15 protein-coding genes are annotated in these 17,040 nt (G+C 73.2%); 5 read left to right on the top strand and 10 right to left on the bottom strand.

Going from position 1 to position 17,040, the window contains the following annotated elements:
* The first annotated feature begins 84 nt into the window (after positions 1-84).
* On the top strand, positions 85-933 hold the full coding sequence (locus ABTZ54_RS33935) for an EI24 domain-containing protein (RefSeq protein ID WP_351671199.1): 849 nt from the start codon (positions 85-87) through the stop codon (positions 931-933).
* An 18-nt stretch (positions 934-951) separates the two neighbouring features.
* Here the strand turns inward: ABTZ54_RS33935 and ABTZ54_RS33930 are convergent, their stop codons facing one another.
* On the bottom strand, positions 952-1,911 hold the full coding sequence (locus tag ABTZ54_RS33930; RefSeq protein ID WP_351671196.1) for a LysR family transcriptional regulator: 960 nt from the start codon (positions 1,909-1,911) through the stop codon (positions 952-954).
* Between the two features lie 157 nt (positions 1,912-2,068).
* Here ABTZ54_RS33930 and ABTZ54_RS33925 point away from each other — a divergent pair, with 157 nt between their 5' ends.
* Complete coding sequence (locus tag ABTZ54_RS33925; protein WP_351671193.1) at positions 2,069-4,261, top strand: M4 family metallopeptidase; 2,193 nt, start codon at positions 2,069-2,071, stop codon at positions 4,259-4,261.
* Between the two features lie 94 nt (positions 4,262-4,355).
* Here the strand turns inward: ABTZ54_RS33925 and ABTZ54_RS33920 are convergent, their stop codons facing one another.
* The gene (locus ABTZ54_RS33920; RefSeq protein WP_351671190.1) at positions 4,356-5,078 is read right to left on the bottom strand and encodes a carbon-nitrogen hydrolase family protein; all 723 of its coding nucleotides are present in this window, start codon (positions 5,076-5,078) and stop codon (positions 4,356-4,358) included.
* Between the two features lie 52 nt (positions 5,079-5,130).
* The gene (locus tag ABTZ54_RS33915; protein ID WP_502997363.1) at positions 5,131-6,051 is read right to left on the bottom strand and encodes a LysR family transcriptional regulator; all 921 of its coding nucleotides are present in this window, start codon (positions 6,049-6,051) and stop codon (positions 5,131-5,133) included.
* 50 nt (positions 6,052-6,101) lie between these two features.
* Between ABTZ54_RS33915 and ABTZ54_RS33910 the strand changes: the two genes are divergently transcribed.
* Positions 6,102-6,926: an NAD(P)-dependent oxidoreductase gene (locus tag ABTZ54_RS33910; RefSeq protein WP_351671184.1), complete on the top strand. Its 825-nt coding sequence runs from the start codon at positions 6,102-6,104 to the stop codon at positions 6,924-6,926.
* 36 nt (positions 6,927-6,962) lie between these two features.
* Here ABTZ54_RS33910 and ABTZ54_RS33905 read toward each other — a convergent pair whose 3' ends face one another.
* Entirely contained in the window at positions 6,963-8,213 is a 1,251-nt protein-coding gene (locus tag ABTZ54_RS33905) for a pyroglutamyl-peptidase I (RefSeq protein WP_351671229.1), read from the bottom strand.
* A gap of 93 nt (positions 8,214-8,306) precedes the next feature.
* On the bottom strand, positions 8,307-8,885 hold the full coding sequence (locus ABTZ54_RS33900) for a TetR/AcrR family transcriptional regulator (RefSeq protein ID WP_351671181.1): 579 nt from the start codon (positions 8,883-8,885) through the stop codon (positions 8,307-8,309).
* Positions 8,886-9,023: 138 nt separating this feature from the next.
* On the opposite strand from ABTZ54_RS33900, the gene ABTZ54_RS33895 reads away from it, so the two are divergent.
* Positions 9,024-11,459, top strand: a complete 2,436-nt coding sequence (locus ABTZ54_RS33895) for a beta-glucosidase (RefSeq protein ID WP_351671179.1) — start codon at positions 9,024-9,026, stop codon at positions 11,457-11,459.
* A 233-nt stretch (positions 11,460-11,692) separates the two neighbouring features.
* On the opposite strand, the gene ABTZ54_RS33890 is transcribed toward ABTZ54_RS33895, so the two are convergent.
* The gene (locus ABTZ54_RS33890; protein WP_351671176.1) at positions 11,693-12,565 is read right to left on the bottom strand and encodes an SGNH/GDSL hydrolase family protein; all 873 of its coding nucleotides are present in this window, start codon (positions 12,563-12,565) and stop codon (positions 11,693-11,695) included.
* A 257-nt stretch (positions 12,566-12,822) separates the two neighbouring features.
* Between ABTZ54_RS33890 and ABTZ54_RS33885 the strand changes: the two genes are divergently transcribed.
* Entirely contained in the window at positions 12,823-13,317 is a 495-nt protein-coding gene (locus tag ABTZ54_RS33885; protein ID WP_351671173.1) for a DUF3145 domain-containing protein, read from the top strand.
* A 64-nt stretch (positions 13,318-13,381) separates the two neighbouring features.
* On the opposite strand, the gene fabF is transcribed toward ABTZ54_RS33885, so the two are convergent.
* The 4 genes from fabF to ABTZ54_RS33865 all read right to left on the bottom strand — a co-directional run bounded on the left by fabF (position 13,382) and on the right by ABTZ54_RS33865 (position 16,999).
* Positions 13,382-14,644, bottom strand: coding sequence for a beta-ketoacyl-ACP synthase II (gene fabF, locus ABTZ54_RS33880; RefSeq protein ID WP_351671170.1), 1,263 nt, complete (start codon positions 14,642-14,644; stop codon positions 13,382-13,384).
* A 79-nt stretch (positions 14,645-14,723) separates the two neighbouring features.
* Positions 14,724-14,972 (bottom strand): acyl carrier protein, encoded by a 249-nt coding sequence (locus tag ABTZ54_RS33875; protein ID WP_351671167.1) that lies wholly within the window; start codon positions 14,970-14,972, stop codon positions 14,724-14,726.
* A gap of 59 nt (positions 14,973-15,031) precedes the next feature.
* Positions 15,032-16,063: a ketoacyl-ACP synthase III gene (locus ABTZ54_RS33870; protein WP_351671165.1), complete on the bottom strand. Its 1,032-nt coding sequence runs from the start codon at positions 16,061-16,063 to the stop codon at positions 15,032-15,034.
* An 18-nt stretch (positions 16,064-16,081) separates the two neighbouring features.
* The gene (locus ABTZ54_RS33865) at positions 16,082-16,999 is read right to left on the bottom strand and encodes an ACP S-malonyltransferase (protein ID WP_351671162.1); all 918 of its coding nucleotides are present in this window, start codon (positions 16,997-16,999) and stop codon (positions 16,082-16,084) included.
* Positions 17,000-17,040 lie beyond the last annotated feature (41 nt).

Raw genomic sequence — 17,040 nt, 5'->3', positions numbered from 1 at the left:
CCGATGATCATTACGGAGGGGTCTACCGTCTCAACTCGGGAACAACAAGAGGGCCTCGGGCCGCCCGCCGTTAGGGTGATCACCATGCGCGATTTCGGGGCGGGATTCGGTTACCTGCTGCAAGGTCAGAAGTGGGTCGGACGGCACGGACGGTGGTTCGGGTTCGGGCTGCTGCCGGGTCTGGTGACCTTCGTCCTCTACGTGGGGGCGCTCGTCGGCCTCTTCTACGGCGCCGACGACCTGACGGCCTGGGCCACCCCGTTCGCCGACGACTGGACCTCGCCGTGGCAGGGCGTGTTCCGGGGCACGCTGACCTTCCTGGTCTTCGCGCTCGGCCTCTTCCTCGCGGTGATCACCTTCACCGCCGTGACGCTCCTGGTCGGCCAGCCCTTCTACGAGTCGCTCTCCGAGGAGGTCGACCGCAGCCGGGGCGGCGACGTGCCGGAGTCCGGGCTTCCGCTCTGGAAGGACCTGTGGATCTCGGCCCGCGACAGCCTGCGGGTGCTGGTCCGGGTGGCGCTCTACGGCGTGCTGCTCTTCGCCGCCGGGTTCATCCCGGTGGTCGGGCAGACGGTCGTCCCCGCGCTCGGCTTCTGCGTCTCCGGCTTCTTCCTCACCGAGGAGCTGACGGCGGTCGCGCTCCAGCGCCGGGGGATCGAGCTCAAGCAGCGGCTCGGCCTGCTGCGCGGACGCCGGATGGCCGCCCTCGGCTTCGGCGTCCCCCTCACCCTCGCCTTCCTCGTCCCGTTCGTCGCCGTCCTGCTGATGCCGGGCGCGGTCGCCGGAGCCACCCTGATGGCCCGCGACCTGAACGGCGAGACGGACGGCGAGGACGCCGAGGGCACCAACGGCACCAACGGCACCAACGGCACCAACGGCACCAACGGCACCGACGGCCACCAGCCCGTCCAGGGGGCCTCCTCCGGCGCCTGAGCGCCACCGCCGCGCCGCTCAGTCCAGGACCGGATGCAGCTCCGGCCGTGACTCCCACCAGGCCTGGTGGAAGGCGTTGTTGGGCACGTTCGCCAGATACGCGAGACCCGCCGCGCGGTAGAGCAGTCCCGCCCGGCGCTCGGAGACCGCCGCCCGGTTCCAGGCGAGCCGGACGCGGCCCGTGATCGGGTCGCCCACCAGCGGACGCAGCACGGTGCCCTCGGCGGGGGGCGCCGTCGGCTGGCTCACCGAGATCGCGCGGCCGGCCGCGATCAGGTCGTAGTGCATCTTGCGGTCGGCGATCCGGTAGCGCAGCGCGGGGGTGAACCCGGCCTTCTGGCAGGCCGCTACCAGCGCCTCCGGGCCGCCGTCGTCGTCCTCCACCATCGTCATCCAGGTCTCGCCCGCCAGCTCCGCGAGCTCCACCCGCTCCCGTGAGGCCAGCGGGTGGGAGGCCGACATCCGCACGCAGAACGGTTCCTTCGGGATCAGCGTGCGGGCCGCCGTGCCCTCGGGGAGCGGCACCTCGTGCTCGTTGCACTCCCCGTACACGATGGCGTCGTACTGCCCGGCGCCGAGCATCCGGCTGAGCGTCGTCACCGAGTGCTCGATGCTGACCGCGATCTCCTGCCCCTCCATCTCCTCGTCGAGCCGGCCGATCAGGCCGTCCACCAGGACCAGCAGGATGCATCCGAGCCGGAGCGTCGGATGCGGCTCGGCGGCCCGGGCGCCGGCCGCGAGCGCGTCCATCTCGCCGAGCACCCGGCGCGCCTTGGACAGCACGAACTCGCCCAGCGGGGTGGGGTCCACGCCGTGCCGGCCACGGACGAACAGCTCGCCGCCCGCCGCCCGTTCGATCCGCCGCAACTGCGCGGACAGCGCGGGCTGCGAGACGCCGAGCCGGACGGCGGCGCGCCCCAGACTGCCCGCTTCCGCTATCCGGCAGACGGCTTCGAGATGCCTCAGCTCCAACTGCATTTCAGCAGCGTACGCAGCGGATGAGGGCGGACGGCAGGGTTCTGCGGCGTCGATCCATAACGCGCGTCTTATGTCCGGTGAGATGTCCCCGACTTGCCATGTCCACGCACATACTCGGCGCGACCCACCGTCTCCCCCCACTCTGATCGGAGCAGTCGTGCAACCCACCAGACTCTCGGCGACCGTGGCAGCGCTCGCGCTGACGGCGAGCCTCGCGGGCACCCTCGCGGGTACCGCCTCCGCCGTGACTCCCGCGCCGCAGCCCGTACCGCCCGGGCACGGCAAGTCCCTCGCGCTGGCCGCCGCCGACAAGGCCGCCGACAGCGGGCTCGACGGACTGCGCCACGGCGTCGACGAGGAGCTCGTCCGCACCGCCGTCACCCCCTGGTCGGGCGGCCTCTACTACGCCACCTACCAGCGCACCTACAAGGGGCTCCCGGTGGCGGGCGGCGACGCCGTGGTCCTCTCCGACAGCTCCGGCAAGGTCCGCGACATCTCCTCCGCGCCCGCTCCGGCCATCCGGCTCTCCACCAAGGCCACGGTGAGCTCCGCCGCCGCCCTGGCCACCGCCCGGGGCCGGCTCGCCGAGGTCGAGAGCGCGAGCGCCCCCGAACTGACCGTGCTCCTCAAGGGGAACAAGCCGGTCCTCACCTGGCACACCCTGGTCGTCGGCCGCACCGCCGCGGGCCGCCCGAGCTCGCTCGACACCTACGTCGACGCCCGCACCGGCGCCGTCGCCCGCTCCACGGACAAGATCCTGCACGCCGACGGGCGCGGCTACCACAACGGCACCGTCACCATCGACACCGCCGCGAGCTCCATGACCGACCCGACCCGCTCCGGCTTCCAGTGCGGCGGCCAGAACGGCGGCGCCTACACCGGCTCCTCGCCGTGGGGCAGCGGCTCCGCCAACGACCTGGTGACCGCCTGCGTCGACATCATGTACGCGGCCCAGCGCGAGTCCGACATGCTGAAGCAGTGGTTCGGCTACAACGGCCAGAACGGGCAGGGCGGCATGGTCCCGGCCCGCGCCGGGCTCACCGAGGTCAACGCCTACTACGACGGCACCAAGACCACGTTCGGCCGCAACCAGGGCGGCACGATGCAGCTCACCGGCATCGACGTGGTGGCCCACGAGTACGGCCACGAGATCTTCGACCGCACTCCGGGCGGCTCCGGCTCGTCCAACGAGATGGGCGGGATGAACGAGTCCACCGGCGACATATTCGGCGCGCTCACCGAGCACTTCGCCAACAACCCCAACGACACCCCGGACTACACGGTCGGCGAGAAGCTGAACTTCCTCGGCGACAACAAGCCGATCCGCTACATGTACAACCCCTCGCTCGCCAACAACGACCCCAACTGCTACACCCAGTTGAGCTCGGGCACCGAGGTCCACGCGGGCGCGGGCCCGCAGAACCACTGGTTCTACCTGCTCGCCGAGGGCAACAACCCGGGTGGCGGCAAGCCCACCAGCCCGATCTGTTCCGGCGGCCCCTCCTCGGTGACCGGCATCGGCATCCAGAAGGCCGGCAAGATCTTCATGGGCGCCCTGCTGATGAAGACCTCCTCCTGGAACCACCTGGCCGCCCGCAGGGCGACCCTCACCACCGCCAAGAACACCTACGGCAGCGCCGAGTGCAACGCGGTGAAGGCCGCCTGGAACGCGATCGGCGTCCCGGCCCAGTCCGGTGAGACCGACTGCGGCGGCACCACCACCCCGGACTTCTCGCTGGCCCTGAACCCGTCCTCCGGCTCGGTCCAGCCGGGCGCCTCGGTCACCTCCACGGTGAACACGAGCACCACCGGCGGCAGCGCGCAGTCCGTGCAGCTCTCCGCGAGCGGCGCCCCGAGCGGCGTCACCGTCTCCTTCAGCCCGTCCTCGGTGACCTCGGGCGGCTCCTCGACGATGACCGTGCAGACCGCGGCCGGCACGCCCAACGGCAGCTACGCGATCACCGTCACCGGCACCGGCTCGGCCACCCACACGGTGACCTACCAGCTGACGGTCGGCTCCGGGAACCCGCAGCCCACGGGCTGCGACAACACCGAGTACACCTACCAGGGCACCCTGGCCTCCGGTCAGGCCCAGGCCCAGCCGGACGGCTCCTACTACTACTCGGCCACCGCCGGCACCCACGTGGGCTGCCTGCGCGGCCCGGCCGGCGCCGACTTCGACCTCTACCTCCAGAAGTGGAACGGGTCGGCCTGGGCGGACGTGGCGGTCGGCGGCACCGCCGGTGCCGATGAGGACACCTCGTACTACGGCACCGCGGGCTACTACCGCTATGTGGTCCACGCCTACAGCGGCTCCGGCGCGTACACGCTGGGTCTGAGCGCCCCGTAAGGGGCCGGGGCGCCGTCGCGGACCGGGGGTTCCGCGGCGGCTTCCCCCGCCGGACGGCCGGTGACCCGCTCACCGGCCGTCCGGCACTTCCGCGTCACCGGGCGTCGGGCACCTCCGCCAGCACGTACCCCGCCCGCTCCCCGCCCGCGTCGGCGATCCGGCGCCCGTCCGGGCCCCACGCCCCGGCGAGACCGGCGCCGACGCCGTCCTCGTTGGCGCCGAGGACGTTGCCCAGGACCACGTACAGGCCGAAGTCCCGGGCCCGTACCGGATAGACCTTCTCGAACGAGTCGTTGGCCGCGTCGAGCACCGAGCTCGCCAGATAGACGGCGCAGCCGTCCGCCGCCGCCCGCTCGGCCAGCTCCGGGAAGCGGTTGTCGTAGCAGGTGGCGGTCGCGAAACGGACGCCGTCGAGCGCGAAGCGCCCGTCGGCGGTGCCCGGCGCGAAGACCTCGGCCTCCACCCCGTACAAGTGCCGCTTGTCGTAGCGGGTGAGCGTCGAGCCGTCCGGGCCGATCACCAGCGTGGTGATGGCGGGCCGCCCCGAGGCCGTGCGCACGGGCCCGTTGACGACGGCCGCCGCCGACGCCTCCCGGCAGGCCTCCCGTACGGGTTCGAGGCGGGGGTCGTCCTCGGTGAGGACCAGGTCCGGGGTGTCCCGGACCAGGCTCGGCTCGTAGCCGGTGAGGGCCAGCTCGGCGAAGACGACGACCCTGGCCCCCTCGGCCCCGGCGGCCCGGACGAGACCGGCGACGGTACGGACGTTGGCGGCGATGTCCCCGGCGACCGGGGCGAACTGGGTGGCTGCGACGATCATGGCCGTCATCATCCCGCCTTCCTCGGTAAGGATCAATGGCGGGCGGGGGGTATTAGCCCTCGGCCCAGCCCGGAGCGAGCTCGCGGGCCGTCCCGCGCAGCAGCCCCAGGAAGGCGGTCGACGCCGCCGTGGGCGCCGCCGGGGCCGCCGCGCAGATCCGCCGCCACGGCACGTCGTCCGGGTGGATCGTCACCAGGGCCACGTCCCGCCGTACGGAGGCCGCCGCGAGCGCCGGTACGAGGGTGACGCCGAGGCCCGCCGCGACCGCGCCCAGCTTGGCGATCCAGTCGTGGGCGACGAGCCCCGTGCGCGGCCGCAGCCCGGCGGCGACGACGGGCCGGAACAGGGTGTCCTCCAGGCGCTCGTTGCCGACGATCCACTCCTCGTCGACGAGCTCCGCGAGCCGCACCGCCCGCCGCCCCGCGTACGGATGCCCCGGCGCCAGGGCCACCAGCATCGGCTCGTCCAGGAGGTGATGGAGCGTCACCCCCTCGGGCGTGCGGCCACCCGCGGCGGGACTGACCACCGCCAGGTCCTCCTCCCCGGCCGCGACGAGCGCCAGGTGCTTGACCGACGGCCCCTCCACCCGGGTCACCACGACCCCCGGGTGCCGCTCCCTGAACGCCGCCTGCGCGCGCGGTACGAGGGAGGCGCCCGCGCTGGAGAAGGCGCCGAGCCGCAGCAGCCCGCCCTCCAGGGTGCGCAGCGCCGCCAGTTCGGTCCGGGCGACCGCCAGCCGGTCCCGGACCGCCTCCGCGTGCGGCAGCAGCACCCGGCCCGCCTCGCTGAGCCGCACCCCGCGCGGCAGCCGCTCGAAGAGGGCGGCGCCCGTCTCGTCCTCCAGGGCCTGGATCTGCCGGGAGACCGCGGACTGGGTGTAGCCGAGCGTGCGGGCGGCGGCGGTGAAGGAGCCGTGGTCGGCGACGGCGAGGAACACCTCGTACAAGCCATGAGGAGGGGGCATGGCTGTCATGCTAGACATTCGCTTGTCGCATGGGAGGGCCTGGGCCTAGCGTCGAAGCCATGAACACGACGGACACCACGGACACCACCCACTCCGCCCGGCAGCGCATCGCCTTCCTCGGGCTCGGCTCCATGGGCCTGCCCATGGCCCGCCGCCTCCTCGACGCCGGTCACCCGCTGACCGTCTGGAACCGCACCCCCGGCAAGGCCGACGGGCTCGTCGCCGCCGGGGCCGTGCGCGCCGCCGGGCCCGCCGAGGCCGTCGCGGACGCCGACGTGGTCGTCACCATGCTGGCCGACCCGGCCGCCGCGCTCGCCGTCGCCGACGCGATCGTCCCGGCGCTGCGCCCGGGCACGTACTGGATCGACACCTCGACAGTGGGCCCCGACACCGTCCGCGAGCTCGCCGGGCGGCTGCCCGGGGGCGTCACCCTGATCGACGCGCCGGTCATGGGCAGCGTCGACCGGGCCGCGTCGGGCGAGCTGCTGATCCTCGCGGGCGGCGACACCGGGCCCGTCGCGGAGCTCCTCGCCCGGCTCGGCACCGTCACCGCGTGCGGCGGCCCGGGCACCGGGGCCGCCCTCAAGCTGGTCCTCATCAACGCGGCCATCGGCGGGGTCGCCCTGGTCGCCGAGTCGCTGACCCTCGCCGACGCGCTCGGCCTGCCCCGCGAACTGGCCCTGCGCACCCTCGCCGCGGGCCCCCTCGCGGGCGCCGTCGCCCGGGCCGGCGCGGTCGGCTCGCACTTCCCGGTCGCGCTGGCCGCGAAGGACGTGGCCCTGGCGACCGGGACGGCGGAGCTCCCGGTCCTGGCGGCCGTGCACGCGGCCCTGACCCGCGACCCGGCCCTCGCGGGCGAGGACCTGGCCGCGATCACCCGCTGATCAGGAGCCCGCGGCCGGTCGGGGCTTCGCGGCCGGTCAGGAGCCCGCGGCCACCGCCACGATCGCCCGCACCTGGGCGATGATGTCCAGCCGGTTGCGGACGAAGTCGGGATCGGTGACCGTGCCGGTCGCCGGGTCGGCGTTGGCGGTGCCGAACTGGAGCACCGGGGTGTGCACATGGCCGCCGGGCAGCCCGGTCAGGCCGAGCCGGTCGCGCAGCAGGGTGGCGCGGTAGGCGATCTCGTTGGAGAGGTAGTTGCCGCCGCCGCCCGACCGGGCCAGCGAGCCCGGCGTCGGGCCGGCGGGGCGGACCACGGGGGTGTCCGTCCCGGCCGGGACCTCGGTCACCGAGGTGTTGTCGTAGACCGGGAAGCGCCCGGTGGCCGCCGCCGTGATCGCCGCGTACGGGAGGGTCGTCGACGTCCACTGGGGCTGCGCCCCCTGACCGTCCGCCGGGTCCGGCGCCACCGGCACCGTCCCGGTCCTGGACAGGTTCTCGTTGTCCGGGAAGCCGCCGCGCCAGGCGCCGTTGGTGCGCTCGATGTCGAAGCGGCCGGGACGGCCCTGGCTCACGGTGGTGAACAGGTCCACCTCGGGCAGGTGCGGGCGCAGCGTCCGCTCGACCGTGCCGTCCGCGAAGTCCTCCCAGCGGACCGGGAAGACGGCCGTCTCGACCCGGGCGAGCGAGCCGTCGGCGGTGCGCAGCCAGGTGCCGTCGAGGGCGAGCGCGGTGGCCCCGGAGGGGTTGCTGATCCGCACGTCACGGTCGAGCGTGAAGGGGTCGAAGCCGGTCAGCAGGATCCGCTTGACACCCTTGACACCCTTGCCCGCCGGGTAGCGGATCGAGTCCTGGCCGCGCGAGGAGCGTTCGAGCCGGTCCATGAGCCGGGCCCGGCCCTCCTCGGTGACGCCGAACCCGGGCTGCCAGCCGCGCAGTTCGCGGGTGAGGGCGAGCCGCGCCCAGTACAGCGGCCGGTCGTCGTCCCGCGAGAGGTCGCCGCGCGCGGGCCCGCGCCCCTGCGCCCGGTCGACCGCCTGCCGCCAGAGCCCGGATCCGTACCGTACGACGGTGTGCTCGGCCTGCCCGATCGTGCGGGCGCGGGCGAGGGCCTCGGCGAACTCCGGTCCCAGGGTGTCGAATCCGCTCCTGCGCAGGATCTCCTGGGGCGCGGCCCGGTCGAGCCGGGCCTCCTCCACGGTGACGGCGGGCGCCGGGGCCGCCGCGGCGGGCGGCGCCCCCACGGCGAGCGAGGCGGCGGCGAGGGCGAGGGCGAGCGTGCTGCGTATCGCGGGCACGGGGGTCCTTCCGTACGGCGGTGACGGGCGCCGGAAGTATCGCTTCCCTTCCGTGACTCCCGCTATGGGGCCCTCAGTTGTGTGTCACGCCGTCCGCTTCGAGTCCTGCCGGAGCAGCGCCAGGAAGTCGCGGAAGGAGGCCCCCATGTCCACCGCGTCCGGGTCCAGGAGCCACTGGTACTGGAGTCCGTCCATGACCGCCGTGAGCAGTGGCGCCACGCGCTCCGGGGTGAGGCCGCCGGGCAGTTCGTCGCCGTACTCGGCGCGCAGGACGTCGGCCATGTTCTCCCGCACCTGGGTGTAGCGCTCGGTGAAGAAGGCGCGGGCCGGGTGGTCCTCCGTGACGCTTTCGCCGAGCAGTGCGGAGAAGGTCTGGACGATGCCGGGCCGCATCGCGTTGTACTCGACGAGCGACTCCATGAGGTCGAGCCGCCAGTGCTCGCGCTCCCGGCCGCCGCTGGTGTCCCAGCGGTCCCGCTCCTCCAGGACGGCGACGAGCAGCGCCTCCTTGGTGGGGAAGTAGTGGAGCAGCCCCTGCTGGGTGAGCCCGACCCGCTCGGCGACCGCGCCGAGGGAGGCGCCCCGGTAGCCCCGCTCGGCGATCACCTCAAGGGCGGCGCGGACGATCTCCGCCCGCCGCTCCTCGCTCCTGGCCCGTGCCATCGCCGCGTCCCCCTTCCGAAGGTCCCTGTCAGGAGGACCGTACGTCATACCTTTGATAACGAAACGCTAACGTAACCTACCGATCTACAGGTAATCGGGTCACCATGGCGGCATCAGTACTTCAACGAGGAGGTAGGCGTGCCGGAGACGAACGCGGACACCGTGCGCGAGGAGGCCGTCGAGGCGGCCCTGGCCAAGCTGGACCTGGACGCCAAGACCCGGCTGCTCGCCGGTCAGGACATGTGGTCGCTCCCGGCGCTGCCCGAGATCGGGCTGGCCTCCCTGGTCATGTCCGACGGCCCGATCGGCGTCCGGGGCGTCCGCTGGACCGCCGACGACCCGTCCGTCGCCCTGCCGTCCCCGACCGCCCTCGCCGCCACCTGGGACCCGGCGCTCGCCCGCCGGGCGGGCCGGCTGCTCGCCCAGGAGGCCCGCCGCAAGGGCGTCCACGTCCTCCTCGCCCCCACCGTCAACCTGCACCGCACGCCCCTCGGCGGCCGCCACTTCGAGGCCTACAGCGAGGACCCGTACCTCACCGGCGCCATCGGCACCGGCTACGTCCAGGGCGTCCAGGACGGCGGCGTCGGCACCACCGTGAAGCACTTCGTCGGCAACGACGCGGAGACCGACCGCTTCACCGTCGACAACCGGATCGCCCCGCGCCCGCTCCGCGAGCTCTACCTCGCGCCCTTCGAGGCCATCGTCAGGAACGCCCACCCCTGGGGCATCATGACCGCCTACAACCAGGTCAACGGCGTGACCATGACCGAGCACCGCTACCTCGTCAACGAGGTCCTGCGCGGCGAGTGGGGCTTCGACGGCTACAACGTCTCCGACTGGATGGCCGCCCGCGACACCAAGGGCGACATCGAGGGCGGCCTCGACGTCGCCATGCCCGGCCCGCACACCGTGTACGGCGAGGCGCTCGCCGCCGCCGTCCGCACCGGCGACGTCGAGGAGTCCACCGTCGACGCCGCCGTACGCAACGTCCTGCGGCTCGCCGCCCGCGTCGGCGCCCTCGAAGGCGCCCCGGCCGTCGTCACCGAGCCGCCCGCCGCGATCGACGGTGACGCCCTCGCCCGCGAGGTCGCCCGCCGTGGCTTCGTCCTCGTCCGCAACGAGAACGGCGCCCTGCCGCTCAAGCCGGGCGCCGTCGCGCTCTCCGGCGCCGCCGCCCGCGACGCCCGCGTCCTCGGCGGCGGCTCGGCCCAGGTCTTCCCCGACCACACGGTCTCCCCGCTCGACGGCCTCACCGCCGCCCTGCCCGAGGGCGCGCTGACCTTCTCGGTCGGCGCCGACCCCAGCGACGAACTCGCCCCCGCCGATCAGGGCTTCACTCTCCGCGCGGTCTGCCGCGACGCCGACGGCACCGTCCTCGGCGAGGGCACCCTGCCCAACGGCCAGGTCCAGTGGATCGGCGACGACCTCCCGGCCGGTGTCACCCACGACACCCTCGCCTCCATCGAGGTCATCGGCGCCTTCACGCCCCGCGAGACCGGCGAGCACTCCTTCGGCACCCGGGGCCTCGGCGCCTTCGTCCTCAGCGTCGCCGGGCGGACCCTCTTCGACGGTGCCCAGGTCATGGGCCCCGAGACCGACCCCTTCGAGGCCTTCTTCGGCTCGCCCGTCGAGCGCGGGAGGGTCGCCCTCACCGCGGGTGAGACCGTCGAGGTCTCCCTGCTGCACACCCTGGACAAGGAGTTCGCGGCCCCGCTGCCGGCCGTCATGTTCTCCTTCGTCCACCTCGGTCCGCGCCGTGACCCCGACGAACTGATCGCCGAAGCCGTCGAGGCCGCCCGCGCCGCCGAGACCGCCGTCGTGGTCGTCGCCACCACCGAGCGCGTCGAGTCCGAGGGCTTCGACCGCAAGGACCTCGCCCTGCCCGGCCGCCAGGACGACCTCGTCCGGGCCGTCGCCGCCGCCAACCCGAACACCGTGGTCGTCGTCAACGCGGGCTCCCCGGTCGAGCTGCCCTGGCGCGACGACGTGGCGGCGATCCTGCTCAGCTGGTTCCCCGGCCAGGAGGGCGGCGCCGCGCTCGCCGACGTCCTCACCGGCGCCGAGGAGCCCGGCGGCCGCCTCCCCACCACCTGGCCCGTCGCCCTGGCCGACGTCCCCGTCACCGAGGTCACCCCGACCGGCGGCGAACTCCGTTACGAGGAGGGCGTGTTCATCGGCTACCGCGCCTGGGACAAGGCCGGCGCCACCCCCGCGTACCCCTTCGGCCACGGCCTCGGCTACACCACCTGGACGTACGACTCCCTCGTCGTCACCCCGGACAGCGCCACCGTCCGCCTCACCAACACCGGCGACCGCACCGGCCGCGAGACCGTCCAGCTCTACCTGGCCCCGGTGGCCGACACGGTCGAGCGCCCGGCCCGCTGGCTGGCCGCCTTCGCGACCGTCGAGGCGACCCCGGGCGAGACGGTCGAGATCACCGTCGAGCTGCCGCAGCGCGCCTTCGAGATCTGGGACGAGGCCACGAACACCTGGACCCTCGTCCCCGGCCGGTACGACGTCCTGGCCGCCCACTCGCTGGCGGACGCGCGACTGACGGCGACGCTGGAGATCTGACCGGCGGCCCGGGGATCGGGCTCCCGCCCGGGGGTCCGGCTCCCGCCCGGGAGGTCTGATCCCCGGCCCGGGAGACCCGATCTCCCGCCCGGGAGGTCTGATCTCGGGCCAGGGAGACCCGATCTCCCGGCCCCCCGCGACCGGCCCCGGGGCGGCACCTGACTCCCGCCCCGGGGCCTTCAGCCGTTCTCCCGCCCCGGGGCCCACCCGTGTCCCCGGCCCTACCCCTACCCCTACCCCGCGCTGATCCGCCGGTACGCGATCTCCGCGAGCCGTGCCTGTCCGTCCCGGCTCGGATGGAACCAGTCCCACGGGCTCAGCTGCCCGCCCTCGAAGCGGAAGCCGAAGACCGCGCCGTCGTCGTAGCGGCAGCGTGCGTCCTTCGCGCAGACCTCCTTCAGGACCCGGTTGTACGCCACCACCCGGTCCCGCACCCGGTTCCTGCGGTCCTCCGCCGCCGGGCCCAGGTCCTCCGGGTCCGCCAGCATCGCGCCGCAGACGCCCAGGCTCCACACCTGACGGCCCAGCGGGCTGACCCGGCCGGTCGCCCACAGCCGCTTCAGGTCCGGCACGCTCGACACGTACACCTGCGCCTTGGGCGCCCCGGCCCGCAGCCGCCCGAGCGCCGTCGTGAACGAGGCGCGGAAGTCCTCCACCGGGGTCATCAGCTCGGGCCGCGCCCGGCAGGCGTCGTTCGCGCCCATCATGACCGTGACCAGCTCGGGGCGTTCGGCCGCCGCCGCGGCCATCTGCTCCGGCAGCTCCGCCATCAGCGCCCCGGTGCGGGCCAGGTTCCAGCTGCGGCCCGGTACGCCCTCCGGTCCGAGGAGCCGCAGGGCCAGGCTGTTGACGCCCGCGTCCGTGCCGGTGGCCCAGGAGGCCTCGGGGCAGTCCGACAGGACCGTACAGGCGTCGAAGGCGCGGGTGATGGAGTCCCCGACGGCGGCCACGGAGCCGGGGGAGGGGTCCCACGAGGGCGTCGGCTTCGGTGTCGGCTTCGCGGTGTCCGCCGGCCCGCCCGACGCGGAGCAGCCCGGCAGCACCGCGACGCACAGCAGCGCGACCGCCGCGGCGGCGGTGGTACGGATTCGTCGTCGCCCGCGCATCCTGGGAGCCCCTCCTCGGCGTCCTCGCGAGTGAATGCTTCGTGTCCACCCGCCCCTGAGCGACCGTACGTCACCGCGATGTGGGCGCGGCACGGTAGCTTTTCCCCGTCGAACCAGAGGCGCCTCGGCCGAATGGGTCCGGTAAATTGCATCACGTCACTTGCTGTCCCCTTTTTGGGGGTTTGCGAAGATCTGCTCCTGATGTGTTTACTGAGGCCGCTGGGCAAGGTGAACCTCGTCCCACACTGGAGGTCCCGGTGACGACACGTGGAGTCCTGTACGTACACTCCGCACCGCGCGCGCTCTGCCCGCACGTCGAATGGGCGGTCGCGGGTGTCCTCGGTGCGAGGGTCCAGCTCGACTGGATCCGCCAGCCGGCGTCCCCCGGCACCTGGAGAGCCGAGCTCTCCTGGAAGGGCCAGGCCGGCACCGCCTCCAAACTCGCCTCCGCCCTGCGCGGCTGGCAGATGCTCCGCTTCGAGGTGACCGCCGAGCCCTGCCCGTCCGCCGAGGGCGAGCGCTACAGCGCCACGCCCCAGCTGGGCATCTTCCACGCGGTCACCGGCATCCACGGCGACATCCTGATCCCCGAGGACCGCCTGCGCGCCGCCCTGGCCCGCGCGGCCCAGGGCGAGACGGTCCTGGAGGCGGAGATCGCCCGCCTCCTCGGCAAGCCCTGGGACGACGAGCTGGAGCCCTTCCGGTACGCGGGCGAGGGCGCCCCGGTCCGCTGGCTCCACCAGGTGGTCTGACACGACGAAGGCCCACCCCCGACCGGGGGTGGGCCTTCGTCGTGACGGAACGTCACACGATGCTTCAGACCGTACGGAACGCCAGCACCACGTTGTGGCCGCCGAAGCCGAACGAGTTGTTGATCGCGGCGATCGTGCCCTGGGGCAGCTCGCGCGGCTCGTCGCGGACGATGTCGGCGTCGACCTCGGGGTCGAGGTCGGTGACGTTGATGGTCGGCGGGGCCAGGCGGTTGTGCAGGGCCAGGACCGTCGCGACGGTCTCGATGCCGCCCGCGCCGCCCAGGAGGTGGCCCGTCATCGACTTGGTCGCGGAGATCGCGACATGGTCGAGGTCGTCGCCCAGGACCCGGCGCAGCGCCTTGATCTCGGCGACGTCGCCCTGCGGCGTCGACGTGGCGTGCGCGTTGAGGTGGACGACCTCGGACGGCTTGAGGTCCGTCGAGTCCAGGAGGTTCTGCATGGCGGCGGCGATGCCCCGGCCGGTCGGCTCGGGCTGCGCGATGTGGTGGCTGTCGGCCGACAGGCCCTGCCCCAGCACCTCGCAGTAGATCTTCGCGCCGCGCGCCTTCGCGTGCTCCTCGGACTCCAGGATCACGACGCCCGCGCCCTCGCCCAGGACGAAGCCGTCCCGGCCCTTGTCGTAGGGGCGCGAGGCGAGCTGGGGCTCGTCGTTGTTCTTGGACATCGCCATCATGTTGGCGAAGGCCGCGATCGGCAGCGGGTGGATCGCCGCCTCGGTGCCGCCCGCGACGACCACGTCGGCACGGCCGGTACGGATCATCTCGACGGCGTAGCCGATCGCCTCGGCACCCGACGCGCACGCCGAGACCGGGGTGTGCACGCCCGCGCGGGCGTTCACCTCAAGGCCGACGTTGGCGGAGGGGCTGTTGGGCATCAGCATCGGCACGGTGTGCGGGGAGACCCGGCGCACGCCGGACTCCTTCAGCACGTCGTACTGGTCGAGCAGGGTCGTCACGCCGCCGATGCCGGAGGCGATGACGGAACCGAGCCGCTCGGGGACGATCTTCTCGTCCTCACCGGCGGGCGCGGTGTAACCCGCGTCGGCCCACGCCTCGCGGGCCGCGATCAGCGCGAACTGCGCCGAGCGGTCCAGCTTGCGGGCCAGCGGGCGGGGCAGGACCTCGGACGGGTCCACCGCGGCACGCGCGGCGATCCGTACGGGCAGCTGCTCGAAGCGCTCGCCCTCCAGGGGCTTCACGCCGGAGCGGCCGGCGAGGAGGCCCTCCCAGGTGGACGCGGAGTCGCCACCCAGCGGAGTGGTTGCGCCGATACCGGTGACGACCACGGTGCGATTGGTCGAGCTCACAGGAATTCTTTCTCCATGTGTGTGATGGTCGAAATGCGGCGCCACCGCCGGGTGGCGAACCGGGTCAGCTAGGCCCGAATCAGGCCTGGTGCTGGAGGATGTAGCCGGCCGCGTCGCCGACCGTCTTGAGGTTCTTGACGTCCTCGTCGGGGATCTTGACGTCGAAGCGCTCTTCGGCGGCCACGACGACCTCGACCATGGACAGGGAGTCGACGTCCAGGTCGTCGGTGAAGGACTTGTCCAGCTGGACGTCCTCGACCGGGATGCCCGCGATCTCGTTCACGATGTCGGCGAGACCGGCGAGGATCTCTTCCTGGGTGGCGGCCATGGTGGCGCTCCTTCTTGTGGGTGCTGAGAAAAAAGAGGCTTTCCGGGAATCCGGAGTGCCTAGGGGAGAGTAACGACCGTCGCGGCGAAGACGAGACCCGCCCCGAAGCCGATGATGAGCGCGGTGTCGCCGCTCTTCGCCTTGCCGGTCGCCAGGAGCCGCTCCATCGCGAGCGGGATCGAGGCGGCCGAGGTGTTGCCGGTGGTCTCCACGTCACGGGCGACCGTGACGTGCTCCGGCAGCTTGAGGGTCTTCACCATCGAGTCGATGATCCGCATGTTCGCCTGGTGCGGGATGAAGACGTCCAGGTCGTCCGCCGAGATGCCGGCGGCGTCCAGCGCCTGCTGGGCGACCTTCGCCATCTCGAAGACGGCCCAGCGGAAGACCGCCTGGCCCTCCTGCGTGATGGCCGGGAACTTGATGTCGCCCTGGCTGTCGAGCGGGAGGTTCGACACGTCGCCGACGTGGAACTCGTTCCACGGCACGGTCTGCTTGATCGTCTCGGACTTGTCGCCCTCCGAACCCCACACCGTGGGGCCGATGTGCGGCTCGTCCGAGGGGCCGACGACCACGGCACCGGCGCCGTCGCCGAACAGGAAGGCCGTCGCGCGGTCCTCCAGATCCGTCAGGTCGCTCAGCCGCTCCACGCCGATCACAAGCACGTACTCGGCCGAACCCTCGACGATCATGCCCTTGGCGAGGGTGAGGCCGTAGCCGAAGCCCGCGCAGCCGGCGGAGATGTCGAACGCGGCCGGCTTGCCGGCGCCGATCTTGTCGGCGATCTCGGTGGCCACCGCCGGGGTCTGCTTGAAGTGCGACACCGTGGAGACGATGACCGCGCCGATCTGCTCGGGAGCGATCCCGGCGTCGGCGATGGCCTTGCCCGAGGCCTCCACCGACATCGCGGCGACGGTCTCCTCGGGGGACGCCCAGTGGCGGGTGGCGATGCCGGAGCGCGAGCGGATCCACTCGTCGGACGAGTCGATCTTCTCCAGGATCACCTCGTTGGGCACCACACGGGTCGGGCGGTAGCCGCCGACGCCGAGGATGCGCGCGTACGGGGCGCCCTTGCTGGGCTTGATCTTCGCCATGCTTCTCGACACTCCTTGTCAGGCCGTGGCCGTCTCGGCGACAAGCGTGCGGGCCGCGTCGAGGTCGTCGGGGGTCTTCAGGGCCACGGTGGGGACACCGGGCAGGGCGCGCTTCGCGAGGCCGGTCAGGGTGCCGCCGGGGCACACCTCGATCAGGCCGGTGACACCGAGCTCCTTGAAGGTCTCCATGCACAGGTCCCAGCGGACCGGGTTGGCGACCTGGCCGACCAGGCGCGCGATGACCTCGGCGCCGCCGGTCACGACCTGGCCGTCCTTGTTGGAGACGTAGCGCACGGCCGGGTCGGCCGGGGACAGCTCCTGCGCGGCCGCCGCCAGCTTCTCCACGGCCGGGGCCATGTGGTGCGTGTGGAACGCGCCCGCGACCTGGAGCGCGACCACCCGGCGGACGCCCTCGGGCTTGTCCTCGGCCAGGGCGGCCAGCTGCTCCAGGGTGCCGGCGGCCACGATCTGGCCGGCGCCGTTGACGTTGGCCGGGGTCAGGCCCAGCTTCTCCAGGTGCGGGACGGTCACCTCGGGGTCGCCGCCGAGCAGCGCCGACATGCCGGTCTTCGTGATGGCGGCGGCCTCGGCCATCGCCAGACCACGGGTGCGTACGAGACGCAGCGCGGCGGTGTCGTCGAGGACGCCCGCGAAGGCGGCGGCGGTGAACTCGCCGACGCTGTGACCGGCGACGGCGCCGGGCGCGACGTCACCGAGCGCGGCGGCGGACAGCAGACCCGCCGCGACCAGCAGCGGCTGGGCCACGGCGGTGTCGCGGATCTCGTCCGCGTCCGCCTTCGTGCCGTAGTGGGCAAGGTCGAGCCCGATGGCGTCGGACCAGGCCGCGACACGGTCGGCGGCACCGGGGAGTTCGAGCCAGGGAGTCAGGAAGCCGGGCGTCTGAGCGCCTTGGCCGGGAGCGACGAGTACGAGCACCCTCACACTCTCTCTTGGGGACGGTCCCGGACGCCCGTGGG

Origin of the sequence: Streptomyces sp. NPDC094032, from assembly GCF_040303965.1 — a bacterium.
GTDB lineage: Bacteria > Actinomycetota > Actinomycetes > Streptomycetales > Streptomycetaceae > Streptomyces.
The sequence above is the reverse complement of the archived record's forward strand: the minus strand, read 5'-3'. Positions and strand labels throughout refer to the sequence as shown.

Bases quoted from the DNA above. Each gene is read 5' to 3' on its own strand.
- ABTZ54_RS33915 (WP_502997363.1), bottom strand. From the start codon at position 6,051: ATGACAGCCATGCCCCCTCCTCATGGCTTGTACGAGGTGTTCCTCGCC.
- ABTZ54_RS33875 (WP_351671167.1), bottom strand. From the start codon at position 14,972: ATGGCCGCCACCCAGGAAGAGATCCTCGCCGGTCTCGCCGACATCGTG.
- ABTZ54_RS33920 (WP_351671190.1), bottom strand. From the start codon at position 5,078: ATGATCGTCGCAGCCACCCAGTTCGCCCCGGTCGCCGGGGACATCGCC.
- ABTZ54_RS33935 (WP_351671199.1), top strand. From the start codon at position 85: ATGCGCGATTTCGGGGCGGGATTCGGTTACCTGCTGCAAGGTCAGAAG.
- ABTZ54_RS33870 (WP_351671165.1), bottom strand. From the start codon at position 16,063: ATGGCGAAGATCAAGCCCAGCAAGGGCGCCCCGTACGCGCGCATCCTC.
- ABTZ54_RS33900 (WP_351671181.1), bottom strand. From the start codon at position 8,885: ATGGCACGGGCCAGGAGCGAGGAGCGGCGGGCGGAGATCGTCCGCGCC.
- ABTZ54_RS33930 (WP_351671196.1), bottom strand. From the start codon at position 1,911: ATGCAGTTGGAGCTGAGGCATCTCGAAGCCGTCTGCCGGATAGCGGAA.
- ABTZ54_RS33910 (WP_351671184.1), top strand. From the start codon at position 6,102: ATGAACACGACGGACACCACGGACACCACCCACTCCGCCCGGCAGCGC.
- ABTZ54_RS33890 (WP_351671176.1), bottom strand. From the start codon at position 12,565: ATGCGCGGGCGACGACGAATCCGTACCACCGCCGCCGCGGCGGTCGCG.